The sequence below is a fragment of the Comamonas koreensis genome, assembly GCF_021026195.1.
GTDB classification, from domain to species: domain Bacteria; phylum Pseudomonadota; class Gammaproteobacteria; order Burkholderiales; family Burkholderiaceae_C; genus Comamonas; species Comamonas koreensis.
Window position 1 is genome coordinate 161,222 of sequence record NZ_JAJNCT010000025.1, and the last position, 15,859, is coordinate 177,080.

Genomic DNA, 15,859 nt, shown 5'->3' on the forward strand with positions numbered 1-15,859 from the left:
CGCGGCGGGTTTCGCAGGTCCGTCTCTGACACAGGGGGTGCCGGCAGGTCGCTACACTGGGCTGATCTTTCACTGCCAAGGAGAAGCCCATGCTCAACATCATGATCGCCGTCGACGGTTCGCCCAACTCGCTGCAAGCGGTGCAGCACGGCGTGCAACTGGTGCAGCAGGGCCTGCGCGCCCATGTCGTGGTCGCCCATGTGCAAAAGGAAGCCAGCTTTCTGGAGCTGGCCACGCAGGATTCGGAGCTGATCGCCAATGCCAGTCTGGAGGCCGGCATGGACCTGGTCGCCCCGGCGCTCGATGTGTTGCGTCTGGCCGGTGTGTCCTACGAGGTGGAGATCCGGTTGGGCGACATCCATGCCACGTTGCTGGATATCGCCGAGGAGAAGGGCTGTGGCCTCATCGTGATCGGCGCCACTGGCGAGAGCACGCTGGGCAGCATCCTGATCGGTTCGGTCTCGCGCGAGGTGGCGCGCCACAGCCGGGTGCCGACCACGATTGTCAAGATGCCCGAGGTGCTGGAGGCCGATGAGGTCGATGGCGACCTCAGCCAGGCCGATACCGCGATGTAATTCCCGCTGAAGGAAAAGGAGCCTGCGGACCAGGGCGGTCCGCAGGCTCTCTGTCATTGGTAGGTGAGGGTCAGCCGGCAACCTGCTCCGCGCGCTGGCCCACAATCTGCCGCAGCAGGCCCAGCTGGTCATACAGCTCGCGCGCGGCATCCGCGCCCAGGGGCGCGAGCAAATGCTCCAGCCACTGTTCATGCGCCTTGGCCATGGCGCTGAACTGCTTTTTTCCGCTGCGCGTCAGGCGCACCGTCATCGAGCGGCGGTCCTCGTCATCGGCCACCCGCTCCACCCAGCCTTCGGCCACCAGCTGGTCCGTCAGACCGGTGATATTGCCGCCGGTCACCATCAGGTACTCGGAGAGCGTCTTCATGCGCAGGCCCTTGGGGAAGCGGCTGAGCTGGGCCAGGTAGTCAAAGCGCGGCAAGGTGGTGGCGAACTGGGTGCGCAGCTTGCTGCGAATCACCTGTTCGATCTGGGTGCTGCAGGTCATCAACCGCAGCCACAGGCGCACGGCCTGGTGTTCATCATGGGCGAGACCGGCCTCGCGGCCAGCGCCACCGCCGCCAGTATCGGAGGGGGAATTGCAGAGGGTTTGCATGTCAGCCATGGCGCCCATGGTGCAGTACCGCAGGCGGCTCCAGTGATAGGGTAAGTTCGTATTTTAGTGAATTATTTATGCATCAATAATTTAGTTATAAAGTATTTTTCAGGACGATCCTGGCCATGAAAATTGTCTGCATAGGCGGTGGTCCCGCCGGCTTGTATTTCGCGCTGCTGATGAAGCAGATGGACCCCGCGCATGACGTGACCGTGGTGGAGCGCAACAAGCCCTATGACACCTTTGGCTGGGGCGTGGTTTTCTCCGATGCCACGATGGACAACATGCGCGAGTGGGACCCGGCCACGGCGATGCAGATCGAGCAGGCCTTCAACCACTGGGACGACATAGAGCTGCTGTTCAAGGGCCGCAAGATCCGCTCGGGCGGCCATGGCTTTGTCGGTATCGGCCGCAAGCACCTGCTCAACATCCTGCAGGCGCGCTGCGAGCAGCTCGGCGTCAAGCTGGTGTTCGAGACCGATGTGCAGTCCGACGAGGACTATGCCGATGCCGACCTCATCATCGCCAGCGATGGTGTGAACTCGCGCATCCGCACTAAGTACGCCGAGGTGTTCAAGCCCGATATCGTCACCCGCCCCAACCGCTTTATCTGGCTGGGAGCCAACAAGGTCTACGAGGCCTTCACCTTTGACTTCGTGCGCACCGAGCACGGCTGGTTCCAGGCCCATATCTACCAGTTCGACGACAAGACCTCGACCTTCATCGTCGAGACCACCGAGGAGACCTGGCAGGCCTGCGGCCTGGACACGGCCGACCAGGAGCAATCGATCGCCTTCTGCGAAAAGCTGTTTGCCGACAACCTGCAAGGCGCAAGGTTGATGACCAATGCCCGCCATCTGCGCGGCTCGGCCTGGATCAATTTCCAGCGCGTGGTATGCGACCAGTGGTGGCTGCAGAACGCCAAGGGCAGCCATGTGGTGCTGATGGGCGACGCCGTGCACACGGCGCATTTCGCGATTGGCTCGGGCACCAAGCTGGCGATCGAGGATGCGATCGAGCTGGCGCGGCAGTTCCAGCAGCTGGGCGACGGCAAGGCGCAGATCCCTGCCGTGCTGGAGGCCTACCAGGCGCTGCGCCGGGTGGAGACCTTGCGCATCCAGAATGCCGCCTGGAATGCGATGGAGTGGTTCGAGGTCTGCGGCAAGCGCTACTGCGACCAGTTGGAGCCCGAGCAGTTCATGTACTCGATGCTGACGCGCAGCCAGCGCATCAGCCACGAGAACCTGCGCCTGCGCGATGCCGCCTGGCTCGGCGGTTATGAGGCCTGGCTGGCTGCGCAAAACGGGGTCGAGGTGCAGGGCAAGGCGCCGCCGCCGATGTTCCTGCCCTATACCCTGCGCGGCCTGACCTTGAAGAACCGCATCGTCGTCTCGCCGATGGCGCAGTACTCGGCCGTCGATGGCGTGCCGGGCGACTACCACCTGGTGCACCTGGGCGCGCGGGCGATGGGCGGCGCCGGTCTGGTGTTTGCCGAGATGGCCTGCGTCAGCCCCGAAGGCCGCATCACCCCCGGCTGCCCGGGCACCTACAGCGAGGCACAAAAGCAGGCCTGGCAGCGCATCAGCGACTGGATCCACACCCACACCGATGCCAAGTTTGCGATGCAGATCGGCCATGCCGGTGCCAAGGCCTCCACCCGCCTGGCCTGGGAGGGCACCGACCTGCCATTGACCGAGGGCAACTGGCCGATCATCTCGGCCTCGCCCCAGCAGTACCTCGAAGGCGTGAGCCAGATCTCGCAGGCCATGAGCCTGGCCCAGATGGACGAGGTCAAGCAGCAGTTTGTACATGCCGCCCAGATGGCCGCCGAGGTGGGTGCCGACTGGCTGGAGCTGCACTGCGCCCACGGCTATCTGCTGTCCAGCTTTATCTCGCCGTTGACCAACCACCGGGACGATGCCTATGGCGGCAGCCTGGAGAACCGCCTGCGCTACCCGCTGGAGGTGTTCCGGGCCGTGCGCGCCGTCTGGCCGCAGGAGCGGCCGATGTCGGTGCGCATCTCCGCCCATGACTGGGTGCCTGGCGGCATCACCCCCGATGATGCGGTAGAGATTGCCAAGGCCTTCAAGGCGGCAGGCGCGGACCTGATCGACTGCTCGTCCGGCCAGGTCAGCAAACAGGAAAAGCCGGTCTATGGCCGCATGTTCCAGACCCCGTTTGCCGACCGCATCCGCCAGGAGGCGGGCATTGCGACGATGGCCGTCGGCGCGATCAGCGAGGCCGACCATGCCAATTCCATCATCGCCGCTGGCCGCGCCGACCTTTGTGCCGTGGCCCGCCCGCACCTGGCCAACCCGGCCTGGACCTTGACCGAGGCGGCCAAGATTGGCTACACCGCCATCAGCTGGCCCAAGCCCTACTTTGCCGGCAAGCGCCAGATGGAGAGCTTGTTCGAGCGCGAGAAGGCCCAGCAAGCGGCCGCCGGCCACTGAGGAGCGGCGCAGATGGCGACCAAGAGCTTGCAAGGACAACATGCGCTGGTGACCGGCGCCGGCCAGGGCATTGGCGAGGCGATTGCGCGCCAGTTGCTGGCGCAGGGCGCGCGGGTGACGGTGCTGGGCCGCCGGCCTGAGCCGCTGCAAAAGCTGGTGGATACCTTCCCGGGCCAGTGCCAGCTGGTGCTGGCCGATGTGGCGCAAGAGGCCGAGGTGGTGGCTGCGTTTGTGCAGGCCGTGGCTGGGTTCGGTGCGATCCAGATCCTGGTGAACAACGCTGGCCAGGCGCAGAGCGCCCCCTTTATGAAGACCGATGCCCAGCTCTGGTCGCAGATGCTGGCGGTGAACCTGACCGGCACCATGCTGTGCATGCAGCAGGTGCTGCCGGCGATGCAGGCTGCAGGTTATGGCCGCATTGTCAATGTGGCCAGCACCGCAGGCCTGACCGGCTATGCCTATGTATCGGCCTATGTGGCGGCCAAGCATGGCGTCGTGGGCTTGACCCGGGCGCTGGCGCTGGAGGTGGCGAGCCGGGGCATCACCGTCAATGCCGTGTGCCCGGGCTATACCGAAACCGACCTGGTCAAGACCAGTCTCGACCGCGTGGTGGCCAAGACCGGCCGCAGCCCCGAGCAGGCCCTGGCCGAATTTGTGCGCAACAACCCCCAGGGCCGCCTGGTGCAGCCGCAGGAGGTGGCCGATGCCGTCGTCTGGCTCTGCGGCAAAGGCGCTGGCGCGATGACCGGACAGGCCATTGCGGTGGCTGGCGGCGAAGTGATGTGAACCCCGAATCTGTGGAGACAGGCATGAGTGACTACCGAATCGACCCCGCGCTGGTGGCGGGCAACCACCAGCAACTGGCCGGCTACCAGGCACAGCATTTTCTGTGGCAGGTCCATGCTGGCGTGGCAACGATCACGCTCAACCGGCCAGAGCGCAAGAACCCGCTGACCTTTGATTCCTACGCCGAGCTGCGCGACCTGTTCCACCGCCTCAAGTGGGCGCAGGATGTGAAGGCCGTGGTGCTGGTGGGCGCCGGTGGCAACTTCTGCTCGGGTGGCGACGTACATGAAATCATCGGCCCGCTGGTGGCCCTGAAGGCGCCCGAGCTGCTGATGTTCACCCGCATGACGGGTGAGCTGATCAAGGCCATGCGCGCCTGCCCGCAACCCATCATTGCGGCGGTTGATGGCATCTGTGCCGGCGCTGGCGCCATCATGGCGATGGCCTCGGACATGCGGCTGGGCACGGCGCGCAGCAAGACGGCGTTTCTGTTCAACCGCGTGGGCCTGGCCGGCTGCGACATGGGCGCCTGCGCCTTTTTGCCGCGCATCATCGGCCAGGGCCGCGCCAGCGAGCTGCTCTACACCGGCCGCAGCCTGGGCGGGGAAGAGGGCGAGCGCTGGGGCTTTTTCAACCGCCTGGCCGAGCCCGAAGCGCTGCTGGAGCAGGCGCAGAAGATGGCCGCTGACTTGGTCGCAGGCCCCAGCTTTGCCAATGGCATCACCAAGACCATGCTGCACCAGGAGTGGGCGATGACCATTGACCAGGCGATCGAGGCCGAGGCGCAGGCGCAGGCCATCTGCATGCTGACCGAAGACTTCAAGCGCGCCTATGAGGCCTTTGTGGCCAAGCAAAAGCCGCAATTCCAGGGGAACTGACATGGCCGACACCCGTTACCTGCAATGGCCGTTTTTTGAGCCGCGCCATGCCGAGCTGGCGCAGAGGCTGGATGCCTGGGCCGCCCAGCATGTAGCCCATGTGCACAGCGGCGATACCGATGGCGATTGCCGCAGCCTGGTGCAGGCGCTGGGCCAGGCGGGCTGGCTGCGCCATGCGGTGGCGGGCGAGGCGCATGGCGGCGCGGCCGCGCAGATCGACACTCGCGCCATCTGCCTGATCCGCGAGACCCTGGCGCGCCACAACGGCCTGGCCGATTTTGCGTTTGCAATGCAGGGGCTGGGCTCGGGCGCGATCAGCCTGGCAGGCACGGAGGCGCAGAAGGCGCGCTACCTGGGCCGGGTCGCACGGGGCGAGGCGATTGCGGCCTTTGCGCTGTCCGAGCCCGATGCCGGATCGGACGTGGCCGCCATGGCCTGCGCCGCCCGCTTGGACGGCGACCACTATGTCATCGACGGCGAAAAAACCTGGATCTCCAACGGCGGCATTGCCGACTTCTATGTGGTGTTTGTGCGCACCGGCGAGGCACCGGGCGCGCGCGGTATCTCGGCGCTGATCGTGGATGCGGACACGCCCGGCCTGGAGATTGCCGAGCGCATCGATGTGATCGCGCCGCATCCGCTGGCGCGGCTGCGCTTCAGCGGCTGCCGCGTGCCGGTCAGCCAGCGCCTTGGCGCGGCGGCCGAGGGCTTCAAGCTGGCGATGCGCACCCTGGATGTGTTCCGCACCTCGGTGGCGGCCGCCGCACTGGGCTTTGCCCGCCGTGCGCTGGACGAGGCCTTGCAGCGGGCCACCAGCCGCCGCATGTTCCAGGGCGTGCTGGCCGATTTTCAGCTCACCCAGGCCAAGCTGGCCCAGATGGCCACGCAGATCGACAGCGCCGCGCTGCTGACCTACCGCGCCGCCTGGCAGCGCGACCAGGGCCAGAGCGTGACCAGCGAGGCGGCGATGGCCAAGATGACCGCCACCGAGAACGCGCAGCAGGTGATCGATGCGGCGCTGCAGATGTGGGGCGGCCTGGGCGTCGTCAGCGATCAGCCGGTCGAGCGCCTGTACCGCGAGATCCGCGCGCTGCGCATCTACGAAGGGGCGACCGAGGTGCAGCAACTCATCATCGCCCGCGAGCTGCTCAAACAAGTGGCGCCCACCGCGCCTTGACCCCTGACCAGTACCTGGACGCCGGTCCTGGTTTCCGCCTTCAGCCTGGAGTTTGCGAGATGTCTGCCACGCCCTATACCGCGCATATCGACCGCTTTGCCGCCACGCATCTGCCGCCGCCCGAGCTGCAGCCGGAGTACCACTTTGACCTGCCCGAGCTGCAGTTCCCCGAGCGCCTCAACTGCGCTGCCGAGCTGCTGGACCGCCATGTGGCCGAAGGCCGGGGCGAGCGCCTCTGCCTGCAGGCCCAGGGTGTACGCTGGACCTATGCCGAGCTGCAGGCCCAGGCCAACCGCATTGCCAATGTGCTGACTACGCAGATGGGCCTGGTGCCCGGCAACCGCGTGCTGCTCTGCGCGCCCAACAACCCGATGATGGTGGCGAGCTGGTTTGCGGTGGTCAAGGCGGGCGGCATTGCGGTGGCCGCCATGCCGCTGCTGCGCGCCAAGGAGCTGGGCACCATCATCGAGATTGCCCAGATCAGCCATGCGCTGTGCGATGCGGCGTTGCAGACCGAGGTGCAGGCGGCGCAGGCGGCCAACCCGTGCTTGCAGGCAGTGCGCTACTTCAATGGCAGTGGCCTGCCGGCAGCGCAGGCGCTGGAGCCGCTGATGGCCCAGGCCTCGCCGCATTTCGACACGGTGCAGACGGCGGCGACCGACACCTGCCTGCTGGGCTTTACCTCGGGCACCACGGGGGTGCCCAAGGCGACGATGCATTTCCACCGCGATGTGATGGCCATCTGCGCCTGCTGGCCCCGCCATGTGCTGCGGGCCGAACCCGACGACGTCTTCATCGGCAGCCCGCCGCTGGCCTTTACCTTTGGCCTGGGGGGACAGGTGCTGTTCCCGATGGCGATTGGTGCCTCGATGGCACTGCTGGAGAAGGCGGGCCCTGTGCAACTGGTCGATGGCATCGAACAATTTGGTGCCACCGTGGTGTTCACCGCGCCGACCTCGTACCGCGTGATGGCCCAGCAGGGCGAGCGGCTGCGCCAGACCCGGCTGCGCAAATGCGTATCGGCCGGCGAGGCCTTGAATGCCTCGACGCGCGCGCTGTGGAAAGCCGCCACCGGCATCGAGATCATCGACGGCATCGGCTCGACCGAGATGCTGCACATCTTCATCTCGCACCGCGAGGACGAGGCCCGGCCCGGTGCCACCGGCCGCGCCGTACCCGGCTACCGCGCCAAGGTGGTCGATGAGCAGGGCCGGGAAGTGCCGCCCGGCACGGTGGGCAAGCTGGCGGTGCAGGGCCCCACCGGCTGCCGCTACCTGAACGACAGCCGCCAGACCCAGTATGTGCATGCGGGCTGGAACCTGACCGGTGACGCCTATGTGATGGATGCGGACGGCTATTTCGTTTACCAGGCCCGCACCGATGACATGATCATCTCCTCGGGCTACAACATTGCCGCGCCCGAGGTCGAAGACGCCTTGCTGGCCCATGCGGCGGTGGCCGAATGCGCGGTGATCGGCCTGCCCGACAGCGAGCGCGGCCAGATCGTCAAGGCCTTTGTGGTGCTGCGGCCGGGCTTTGCCGCGGATGCGGACATGGTCAAGACCTTGCAGGATTTCGTCAAAAGCACGGTGGCGCCCTACAAATACCCACGGGCCGTGGATTTTGTCGCGCAGCTGCCGCGCACGGCTACGGGAAAACTACAACGGTTTCGGCTGCACAGCCCGGCATAGTAGCGGCTCGTTAAATTTTTTTGGCACACCAACCAGGGAACCAGCATGAAGCGTCATCTTTTGCATCGCAGTCTTGTGAGTCTGTCCATCGCGCTGCTGTGCGCCAGCAGTGCCAGTGCGGCCGACCAGGTCAAGGTGGGCTTGCTCAGCACCTTGTCGGGCCCCGGCGCTGGTCTGGGCACCGACATCCGCGACGGCTTCCAGCTGGCCGTCAAGCACATGAACGGCAAGATCGGCAACCTGCCCGCCGAGGTGGTGGTGGTCGACGACCAGCAAAACCCCGAGGTGGCCAAGCAGACGGCCGAGCGCCTGCTCAAGCGGGACAAGGTGGATTTCATGACCGGCACCGTGTTCTCCAACGTGATGCTGGCCGTGGGCCCGGCGGCATTCCAGAACAAGACCTTCTTCATCAGCCCCAATGCCGGCCCCTCGCAGTACGCAGGGGCCCAGTGCAACCCGTATTTCTTCAATGTCTCGCAGCAAAACGATGCCTTGCATGAGGCCGCCGGCCAGACCATGCAGGACAAGGGCTTCAAGCGCGTGGCGCTGATTGCGCCCAACTACCCGGCAGGCAAGGATTCGATCGCGGGCTTCAAGCGCTTCTACAAGGGCGAGATCGGCATGGAGACCTATACCTCGCTGAGCCAGCTGGACTATGGCGCCGAGATCTCCAAGATGCGCGCGGCCCAGGTCGATGGCGTCTATATCTTTCTGCCCGGTGGCCTGGGCGTGAACTTCATCAAGCAGTTTGTCGGCGCCGGCCTGTCCAAGGACATCACCTTGTACGCCCCGGGCTTCTCGGCCGATGAGGACGTGATCCGTGCGGTGGGTGACTCGATGCTGGGCACCTTCAACACCTCGCAATGGGCGCATGACCTGGACAATGCCGCGAACAAGAAATTCGTCACCGACTTCCAGAAGGAATTTGGCCGTATGCCGTCGCTGTATGCATCGCATGGCTATGACGCTGCACGCCTGATGGATGCGGCGGTGCGCGATGTCAAGGGCAAGCTCGATGACAAGGCGGCCTTGCGCAAGGCCATCGAGGCGGCCAAGTTCGAATCGGTGCGCGGCAGCTTCAAGTTCAACAGCAACCATTTCCCGGTGCAGGACTACTACCTGCGCGTGGTGAGCAAGGACAGCCAGGGCAAGCTGACCAACCGCACGGTGGGCACGGTGTTCAAGAACCACCAGGATGCCTACGTCAAAGACTGCAAGATGCCGTCCTGATCGATGAACACCATCCTGATTCTTGAGCAGACGCTCAATGGCCTGCAGTTCGGCTTGATGCTGTTTCTGCTGGCCGCCGGTCTGACCCTCGTGTTCGGCATCATGGACATGATCAACCTGGCCCATGGTTCGCTCTACATGATTGGCGCCTACCTGGTGGCCAGCTTCAGCCAGGCGAGCGGCTCGTTCTGGCTGGGCCTGGGCCTGGGGGTGCTGGCCACGGTGCTGGTGGGCGTGTTGCTGGAGTTCACGGTCCTGCGCCGCCTCTACCACCGCGACCACCTGTCGCAGGTGATGGGCACCTTTGCCATCTTGCTGATGAGCAATGAGATCGTGCGCATTATCTGGGGTGCCCAGCCGCTGATGCTGAACCCGCCGGCCGCGCTGGCCGGGCCGGTGCGCTTGATGGATGGTTTCTCCTACCCGGCCTACCGGCTGCTGATCATCGGCGTGGGCCTGGCCGTGGCCTTGCTGCTGTGGCTGTTGGTGACCCGCACGCGCTTTGGCATGCAGGTGCGCGCCGGCGCGGCCAACCGCGAGATGGCGACTGCCATGGGCGCCAATGTGCGCCGCCTGTTCACCCTGGTGTTTGCGCTGGGCGCTGCGCTGTGTGCAGTAGCGGGCGGCATGCTGGGGCCGCTGCTGGCGGTGCAGGTGGGCATGGGCGAGAGCATTCTGATCCTCGCCTTTGTGGTGATCGTGATTGGCGGCATTGGCTCGATCCGGGGCGCGCTGCTGGGCGCCATGCTGGTGGGCCTGGTCGATACCGCCGGCCGCACCCTGGTGCCCTTGTTGTTTGACAAGGCCATGGGCCCCGAGGTGGCGGCCAACGCCGGCCCGGCCGTGGCCTCGATCCTGATCTATGTGCTGATGGCTGCCGTGCTGTTCTACAAACCCCAAGGTCTGTTCCCCGCCCATGACTGACACCACCGCCCCCCAGACCGCTGCGGCCCAGGCCACGCCAGCGGCGCAGCCCAGCGTCTTCGACCACCGGCTGCAGCCCCGGCTGGTGCTGCCTTTGCTCGCGCTGCTGATCGCCTTTCCGCTGATCGCCCAGGCAACGGGTGAGGACTTCTACATCGGCGTGGCCAGCCGCGTGCTGGTGTTTGGACTGGCTGCTGCCAGCCTCAACTTCATCCTCGGTTTTGGCGGCATGGTGAGCTTTGGCCATGCGGCCTTTGTGGGCCTGGGTGCCTACACCGTGGGCCTGCTGATGCAGCAGGGGGTGAGCTCCGCCTGGCTGGCCTGGCCGCTGGCCATGCTGATGGGCGCGGCCTTTTCGCTGCTGGTCGGCGCCATCAGCCTGCGCACCCAGGGCGTGTACTTCATCATGATCACCCTGGCCTTTGCGCAGATGCTGTACTACCTGATCATGTCGTTCAAATCGCTGGGCGGCGATGACGGCCTGTCGCTGCCCGGCCGCTCGGACATCGGCCTGGGCCTGGATCTGGCGCAGGATGCCACGTTCTACTATGTGGTGCTGGCGCTGGTCAGCACCAGCCTGCTGCTGATGGCGCGGGTGCTCAATGCCCGTTTTGGCCATGTGCTGCAGGCCATCAAGGAGAACGAGACCCGCATGCAGGCCATCGGTTTTCCGGTCTACCGCTACAAGCTGGTGGCCTTCAGCCTAGCCGGCGCCTTTGCCGGACTGGCAGGCGCGATGCTGGCCAACCAGGGCAGCTTTATCGGCCCCGGCATGCTGCAGTGGACCCAGTCCGGCATCCTGCTGATCATGGTCATCCTGGGCGGTGTCGGCCATCTGTATGGCGGCCTGGTGGGCGCAGCGGTGTTCCTGCTGCTGGAGGAGGTGCTGGCCGCCTACACGGTGCACTGGCAGCTGGGCCTGGGCGCCGTGCTGCTGATCGTGGTGCTGGTGGCCCCCAATGGTTTGCTGAGCCTGCGGCGCGGCATGTGGAGCAAGCGATGAGCACGGCCAAGATGCCAACCCCCTTGTTGCAGGTGCAGAACCTGGTCAAGCGCTTTGGTGGCCTGACTGCCACCGACCATGCCAGCTTTGCGGTGCAGAGCGGCCATATCCATGCCTTGATCGGGCCCAACGGCGCCGGCAAGACGACCCTGATCCACCAGCTGTCGGGCGCGCTGGTGCCCGATGCCGGCCAGATCCTGTTTGCCGGCGAGGCGGTGGAGCGCAAGCCCATGCCTGCGCGGGTGCAGGCCGGCCTGGTGCGCTCGTACCAGATCACCAGCATCTTCAAGCGCCTGACGGTGCTGGAGAACATTGCGCTGGGTGTGCAGGCGCGCGATGGATCGAGCTGGCGCTTCTGGCGCCCGGCACGCAGTGAGAGCGCACGCTATGCGCAGGCCGCCGAGGTGGCCGAGCGCGTGGGCCTGGCTGCCCAGCTGCAGCACACCGCCGGCTTGCTGGCACATGGCGAGCAGCGCCAGCTGGAGGTGGCGCTGGCGCTGGCCACGCGGCCGCGCATGCTGCTGCTCGATGAGCCGATGGCGGGCATGGGGCCGGACGAATCCGAGCGCATGGTGCAGCTGCTGCTGCAGTTGCGCCAGGACACGACCATCCTGCTGGTGGAGCACGACATGGACGCGGTCTTCCGCCTGGCGGACCGCATCTCGACCCTGGTGTTTGGCAAGGTGATTGCCACCGGCACGCCGGACGAAATACGGCGCAACCCCGATGTGCGCCGCGCCTACCTGGGCGACGAAGCTGCAGAGGAGGCCGCCTGATGAGCGCACTGCTGGAAGTGGAAGCCCTGGAAACCTGCTACGGCAGCAGCCAGGTGCTGTTTGGCATCCATCTGCGCATGGCCGCGGGCGAGGTGGCGACCTTGCTGGGCCGCAATGGCATGGGCAAGACGACGACGGTGCGCAGCCTGCTGGGTATGACACCCGCATCGGCCGGTAGCGTGCGGTTTCGCGGCGAGCGCATCGAGCACCTGCCTGCGGACCGCATTGCGCGCATGGGCATGGCGGTGGTGCCCGAGGGCCGGCAGATCTTTGCCAACCTGACGGTGCAGGAAAACCTGCAGGCCTTTGCGGCCAACCGCAATGCCTCGGAGAACCCTTGGTCGCTCGACCGCGTCTACCAGCTGTTTCCGCGCCTGGCCGAGCGCGCCGGCAACCCCGGCAACCGGCTCTCGGGTGGCGAGCAGCAGATGCTGGCCATTGGCCGGGCGCTGATGACCAACCCGCATCTGCTGATCCTGGACGAGGCCACAGAAGGCTTGGCGCCGCTGATCCGCGAGGAGATCTGGCAGTGCCTGGCGGCCTTGCGCGCGCAGGGCCAGGCGATTTTGGTGATCGACAAATACGTCAAGCGGCTGATGGCGCTGGCCGACCAGCACACCTTGATCGAGCGCGGCCAGGTGGTGTGGCAGGGCAGCTCGGCCGAGCTGGAGGCGCAGCCCGCGCTATGGCAGCGCTATATCGGGGTCTGACATGGCAGCCTTGACCTGGCCCGAGAACGGCGCCGTTTTCCGCGCGGCCACCGGCATCCGCTTTGCGCAGTGCGACCCGGCAGGCATTGTGTTTTATCCGCAGTACCTGGTGCTGTTCCAGTCCCTGGTGGAGGACTGGTTCAACCAGGGGCTGCACTACCCCTATGCCCAGATGCTGGGGCCCGAGCGCACGGGCCTGCCTATCGTGCACCTGGCCTGTGATTTTCGGGCCATTGCCCGCATGGGCGACACGGTGCAGCTGGAGCTGGCCGTGCTGCGGCTGGGCAGCCGCTCGCTGCAGCTGGCGCTGCGCTGTGTCGGCGATGATGGCGCGGTGCGGGCGCTGGCCCACCAGGTGCTGGTGTTCACCAGCCTGGACAGCCATGAAGCGATAAGCATTCCCCCGGCCATCCAGGCCCGCATCGCGCGCTGGATGGCGGCGGAATGCACCGTCTGAGATTTGTTTGCTAAAGGAGGCGCAATGCAAGTACTACTTCCCCCAGGTTGGCCCCGGCCCAAGGGCTATGCCAATGGCGTGATGGTCAGCGGCCGGCAGATTTTTGTCGCCGGCATGATTGGCTGGGATGCGCAAGGGGTGTTCCACACCGATGACCTGGCCGGCCAGGTGCGCCAGGCGCTGCAGAACATTGTGGCGGTGCTGGCCGAGGGCGGTGCCAAGCCCGAGCACATCGTGCGCATGACCTGGTATATCACCGACAAGCAGGCCTATATGGCCCAGCAGGCGGAGATCGGCAAGGCCTACCGCGAGCTGATTGGTAGCTTCAATGCCGCGATGACGGCGGTGCAGGTGGTCGCCTTGATCGAGGACCGGGCCAAGGTGGAGATCGAGGTCACCGCCGTGGTGCCCGATGCTGGCTGAACAGACCATGGCTGCCAGCACGCCACCCAGGCTGTACCGCGATTTTGCATCGCAGGCGCAGATCGATGCGCAGTACGACACCACGCGGCCGGTGGCCGACCCGGCAGCTGCCCGCCAGCATTTTGCCGAGCGCAGTGCCCAGGCGCGTGCGCAACTGCGCTGCGTGCTGGATGTGCCGTTTGGCCCGACTCTGGCAGAGACGCTCGATATCTTCCCTGCAGCGGACGGGGCACCCGCGCCGGTGTTCGTGTTTCTGCATGGCGGCTATTGGCGCGCCAATACTTCCAAGGAGTTCAGCTGCGTGGCCCTGGGGCCGCAGGCGCTGGGTTTTTGCACGGTGGTGGTGAACTATGCGTTGTGCCCGCAGGTCAGCATCGACGAGATCGTGCGCCAGTGCCGCGCCAGCCTGGCCTGGGTGCTGCGCCATATCGCCGCCTACGGCGGCGACCCGACGCGGATCGTGGTGGGTGGGCATTCCGCCGGAGGCCAGTTGGGCGCGATGTGCCTGCAAACGCCCTGGGCGCGCGACTATGGCCTGCCCGATGACCCGCTGCGCGGCGCGCTGCTGCTCAGTGGCCTCTATGACCTGGCACCGCTGCGCTACAGCTATCTGCAGCCGATGATCCAGCTCGATGAGGGCCTGATTGCCCGCAACTCGCCCGCGTTTTCGGCCAGGCGCTGCGCCACCCCCATGCACCTGGTCTGGGGTGGGCGCGAGCAAACGGAGTTTGAACGCCAGTCGCTGCTGATGCACAGCGCCTGGCAGGCTGCAGGCAATGTGGCCGAGCAGGCCGCGCTGCCCGGCTGCGACCATTTCTCGGTGCTGCATGGGCTGGAAGATCCGCAGTCGGATCTGTGCCAGCGCTTGCTGCGGCTGTCTACCTGAAGATCCCAGGGGGAAACGGGAAACGTCTGCCAAGCAGACGTTTTCTGTTTAGAAGTCCAGCAGGCTGAAGCCGAGCGAGAACACCGTCCGCTTGTAGTTGTAGTCGATCAGGCTGTCACCATAGCCGTGGAAGACTTGGGCATGCAGGCGCAGGTTGCTCTTGCCGCCCATCCAGCCTTCGCCCAGGGTGTGCATCCACTCCCCGCGGCCAGAGCCCTTGCCATGGCCGTTGAGCGAGCCGCGCGCGGTCACGCCCATCCAGTTGCGCTGGTTCACGTTCCAGCCCAGTTTCAGCTCGCTGCGTCCGATGTAGTTCTGGATGTTGGGGTTGTTGTCGTCTTCGGCGCTTTCCTTGATGCGGTGCCAGATCTTGGCCTGCAGCTGCAGGCGGTTGTCCAGCTCGAACCCGGTCATCAGGTAGGTGCGGTTCCAGCTGCGCGAGAGCGGGTCGCTCTGGCCATTGGACTGGTGCTCCAGGCCAATGCCGCTGTAGCGCCAACGCCAGCCAAAGGGCAACTGGGCGGTGGTCGGATAGATGTAGAAGATTTCAGGCTGGTGGTCGGTCGTGCGGAAGGGGCGCGACAGGTCCGAGTTGAACACCTGCCAGTAGGACAGACCGGTGTAGCCAATCCACAGCGAATCACGCAGCTTGCCATTCGGATCGGTCAACAGGTTTTGCGCCAGCTTGGTACGCACCGACAGCTGGATGCGCATTTCCTGCTTCTGGTAATCGGTCTCGGTCGTGGCCGAGTTGACGGGGTTGAGCGAGCTGGGCTGGCGGTTGACCTTGTCGCCGACGGCAAACGATACCGACAGAGGGCGGTAGCCACGGAAGCTGAAGGTGCCGCAGTCGGTACCGGCTTCCAGCTCCCAGAAGCGGGACATCTCGGTGTAGCCATCATTGCGGCAGCCGCCGATGGGGGCAGGCAGGTCGGCAGTGGCCAGCGCACTGGCGGGTGGCGTCAGGCCTTGCATGGCATTGGCCGACGCCGGCGGGGTCGTGGCTGCGGGCTGTGCCTGTTGGCTGACCAGTGGCTGCTGCGATTGTTGGAGCGCCCATTGGTCAAAACAGGCCAGGCGGGCGGGGCCGTCGCTGAGCGCCGTGCACTGCTGCCACACCGTGGGTGTGGCGCCCGAGCCGCTGGCAGCGGCGGGCGTTTGCGCGAAGCTGCCCAGCGGCAGACCGGCCATCAGCAGGCTCGCCGCCAGCGGGGCTGGCGAGCGCAGAAATTTCGTTGTTGTCATGGTCGAGAAGGGAGAGGAGGGGCGCGTGGCTGGAATGGCAGCGCGGATAC

16 protein-coding genes are annotated in these 15,859 nt (G+C 65.8%); 14 read left to right on the top strand and 2 right to left on the bottom strand.

The features are described 5' to 3' along the window. Nucleotides 1–89: 89 nt before the first annotated feature. A complete protein-coding gene (locus LPW39_RS18665) occupies nt 90–575 on the top strand; it encodes a universal stress protein (RefSeq protein ID WP_230778599.1) in 486 nt (161 codons plus the stop codon). A gap of 70 nt (nt 576–645) precedes the next feature. Here the strand turns inward: LPW39_RS18665 and LPW39_RS18670 are convergent, their stop codons facing one another. Beyond that, nucleotides 646–1,179, bottom strand: a complete 534-nt coding sequence (locus LPW39_RS18670) for a MarR family winged helix-turn-helix transcriptional regulator (RefSeq protein ID WP_230778601.1) — start codon at nt 1,177–1,179, stop codon at nt 646–648. A gap of 116 nt (nt 1,180–1,295) precedes the next feature. On the opposite strand from LPW39_RS18670, the gene LPW39_RS18675 reads away from it, so the two are divergent. From LPW39_RS18675 to LPW39_RS18735, 13 genes are read left to right on the top strand one after another with little or no spacing between them, the layout of a single operon-like run. Next, nucleotides 1,296–3,623: a bifunctional salicylyl-CoA 5-hydroxylase/oxidoreductase gene (locus LPW39_RS18675; RefSeq protein WP_230778602.1), complete on the top strand. Its 2,328-nt coding sequence runs from the start codon at nt 1,296–1,298 to the stop codon at nt 3,621–3,623. Nucleotides 3,624–3,635: 12 nt separating this feature from the next. Beyond that, nucleotides 3,636–4,409: an SDR family NAD(P)-dependent oxidoreductase gene (locus LPW39_RS18680; protein WP_230778603.1), complete on the top strand. Its 774-nt coding sequence runs from the start codon at nt 3,636–3,638 to the stop codon at nt 4,407–4,409. A 23-nt stretch (nt 4,410–4,432) separates the two neighbouring features. Continuing rightward, nucleotides 4,433–5,287 (top strand): enoyl-CoA hydratase family protein, encoded by an 855-nt coding sequence (locus LPW39_RS18685; protein ID WP_230778604.1) that lies wholly within the window; start codon nt 4,433–4,435, stop codon nt 5,285–5,287. Between the two features lies 1 nt (nt 5,288). Further along, the gene (locus LPW39_RS18690; RefSeq protein WP_230778605.1) at nt 5,289–6,464 is read left to right on the top strand and encodes an acyl-CoA dehydrogenase family protein; all 1,176 of its coding nucleotides are present in this window, start codon (nt 5,289–5,291) and stop codon (nt 6,462–6,464) included. A 59-nt stretch (nt 6,465–6,523) separates the two neighbouring features. After that, the gene (locus LPW39_RS18695) at nt 6,524–8,155 is read left to right on the top strand and encodes a benzoate-CoA ligase family protein (protein ID WP_230778606.1); all 1,632 of its coding nucleotides are present in this window, start codon (nt 6,524–6,526) and stop codon (nt 8,153–8,155) included. Between the two features lie 45 nt (nt 8,156–8,200). Then, the gene (locus LPW39_RS18700; RefSeq protein WP_230778608.1) at nt 8,201–9,385 is read left to right on the top strand and encodes an ABC transporter substrate-binding protein; all 1,185 of its coding nucleotides are present in this window, start codon (nt 8,201–8,203) and stop codon (nt 9,383–9,385) included. A 3-nt stretch (nt 9,386–9,388) separates the two neighbouring features. After that, the gene (locus LPW39_RS18705; protein ID WP_230778610.1) at nt 9,389–10,309 is read left to right on the top strand and encodes a branched-chain amino acid ABC transporter permease; all 921 of its coding nucleotides are present in this window, start codon (nt 9,389–9,391) and stop codon (nt 10,307–10,309) included. Further along, entirely contained in the window at nt 10,302–11,312 is a 1,011-nt protein-coding gene (locus LPW39_RS18710; protein ID WP_230778612.1) for a branched-chain amino acid ABC transporter permease, read from the top strand. The genes LPW39_RS18705 and LPW39_RS18710 overlap by 8 nt, the downstream gene beginning before the upstream one ends. Continuing rightward, the gene (locus tag LPW39_RS18715; protein WP_230778614.1) at nt 11,309–12,088 is read left to right on the top strand and encodes an ABC transporter ATP-binding protein; all 780 of its coding nucleotides are present in this window, start codon (nt 11,309–11,311) and stop codon (nt 12,086–12,088) included. Before LPW39_RS18710 ends, LPW39_RS18715 begins: the two co-directional genes overlap by 4 nt. After that, a complete protein-coding gene (locus LPW39_RS18720; RefSeq protein WP_230778615.1) occupies nt 12,088–12,798 on the top strand; it encodes an ABC transporter ATP-binding protein in 711 nt (236 codons plus the stop codon). Before LPW39_RS18715 ends, LPW39_RS18720 begins: the two co-directional genes overlap by 1 nt. 1 nt (nt 12,799) lies before the next feature. After that, nucleotides 12,800–13,255, top strand: coding sequence for an acyl-CoA thioesterase (locus tag LPW39_RS18725; RefSeq protein WP_230778616.1), 456 nt, complete (start codon nt 12,800–12,802; stop codon nt 13,253–13,255). 24 nt (nt 13,256–13,279) lie between these two features. After that, complete coding sequence (locus LPW39_RS18730; RefSeq protein ID WP_230778617.1) at nt 13,280–13,678, top strand: RidA family protein; 399 nt, start codon at nt 13,280–13,282, stop codon at nt 13,676–13,678. 7 nt (nt 13,679–13,685) lie between these two features. Beyond that, nucleotides 13,686–14,564 (top strand): alpha/beta hydrolase, encoded by an 879-nt coding sequence (locus tag LPW39_RS18735; RefSeq protein WP_230778618.1) that lies wholly within the window; start codon nt 13,686–13,688, stop codon nt 14,562–14,564. A gap of 48 nt (nt 14,565–14,612) precedes the next feature. On the opposite strand, the gene LPW39_RS18740 is transcribed toward LPW39_RS18735, so the two are convergent. Beyond that, the gene (locus LPW39_RS18740) at nt 14,613–15,809 is read right to left on the bottom strand and encodes a phospholipase A (protein WP_230778619.1); all 1,197 of its coding nucleotides are present in this window, start codon (nt 15,807–15,809) and stop codon (nt 14,613–14,615) included. Between the last annotated feature and the right edge of the window lie 50 nt (nt 15,810–15,859).

Excerpts from the sequence above, each read along its gene's own strand:
- LPW39_RS18690 (WP_230778605.1), top strand. The coding sequence starts at position 5,289 with ATGGCCGACACCCGTTACCTGCAATGGCCGTTTTTTGAGCCGCGCCAT.
- LPW39_RS18705 (WP_230778610.1), top strand. The coding sequence starts at position 9,389 with ATGAACACCATCCTGATTCTTGAGCAGACGCTCAATGGCCTGCAGTTC.
- LPW39_RS18735 (WP_230778618.1), top strand. The coding sequence starts at position 13,686 with ATGGCTGCCAGCACGCCACCCAGGCTGTACCGCGATTTTGCATCGCAG.
- LPW39_RS18710 (WP_230778612.1), top strand. The coding sequence starts at position 10,302 with ATGACTGACACCACCGCCCCCCAGACCGCTGCGGCCCAGGCCACGCCA.
- LPW39_RS18685 (WP_230778604.1), top strand. The coding sequence starts at position 4,433 with ATGAGTGACTACCGAATCGACCCCGCGCTGGTGGCGGGCAACCACCAG.
- LPW39_RS18740 (WP_230778619.1), bottom strand. The coding sequence starts at position 15,809 with ATGACAACAACGAAATTTCTGCGCTCGCCAGCCCCGCTGGCGGCGAGC.
- LPW39_RS18725 (WP_230778616.1), top strand. The coding sequence starts at position 12,800 with ATGGCAGCCTTGACCTGGCCCGAGAACGGCGCCGTTTTCCGCGCGGCC.
- LPW39_RS18720 (WP_230778615.1), top strand. The coding sequence starts at position 12,088 with ATGAGCGCACTGCTGGAAGTGGAAGCCCTGGAAACCTGCTACGGCAGC.
- LPW39_RS18700 (WP_230778608.1), top strand. The coding sequence starts at position 8,201 with ATGAAGCGTCATCTTTTGCATCGCAGTCTTGTGAGTCTGTCCATCGCG.
- LPW39_RS18670 (WP_230778601.1), bottom strand. The coding sequence starts at position 1,179 with ATGGCTGACATGCAAACCCTCTGCAATTCCCCCTCCGATACTGGCGGC.
- LPW39_RS18695 (WP_230778606.1), top strand. The coding sequence starts at position 6,524 with ATGTCTGCCACGCCCTATACCGCGCATATCGACCGCTTTGCCGCCACG.
- LPW39_RS18715 (WP_230778614.1), top strand. The coding sequence starts at position 11,309 with ATGAGCACGGCCAAGATGCCAACCCCCTTGTTGCAGGTGCAGAACCTG.
- LPW39_RS18730 (WP_230778617.1), top strand. The coding sequence starts at position 13,280 with ATGCAAGTACTACTTCCCCCAGGTTGGCCCCGGCCCAAGGGCTATGCC.
- LPW39_RS18675 (WP_230778602.1), top strand. The coding sequence starts at position 1,296 with ATGAAAATTGTCTGCATAGGCGGTGGTCCCGCCGGCTTGTATTTCGCG.
- LPW39_RS18680 (WP_230778603.1), top strand. The coding sequence starts at position 3,636 with ATGGCGACCAAGAGCTTGCAAGGACAACATGCGCTGGTGACCGGCGCC.
- LPW39_RS18665 (WP_230778599.1), top strand. The coding sequence starts at position 90 with ATGCTCAACATCATGATCGCCGTCGACGGTTCGCCCAACTCGCTGCAA.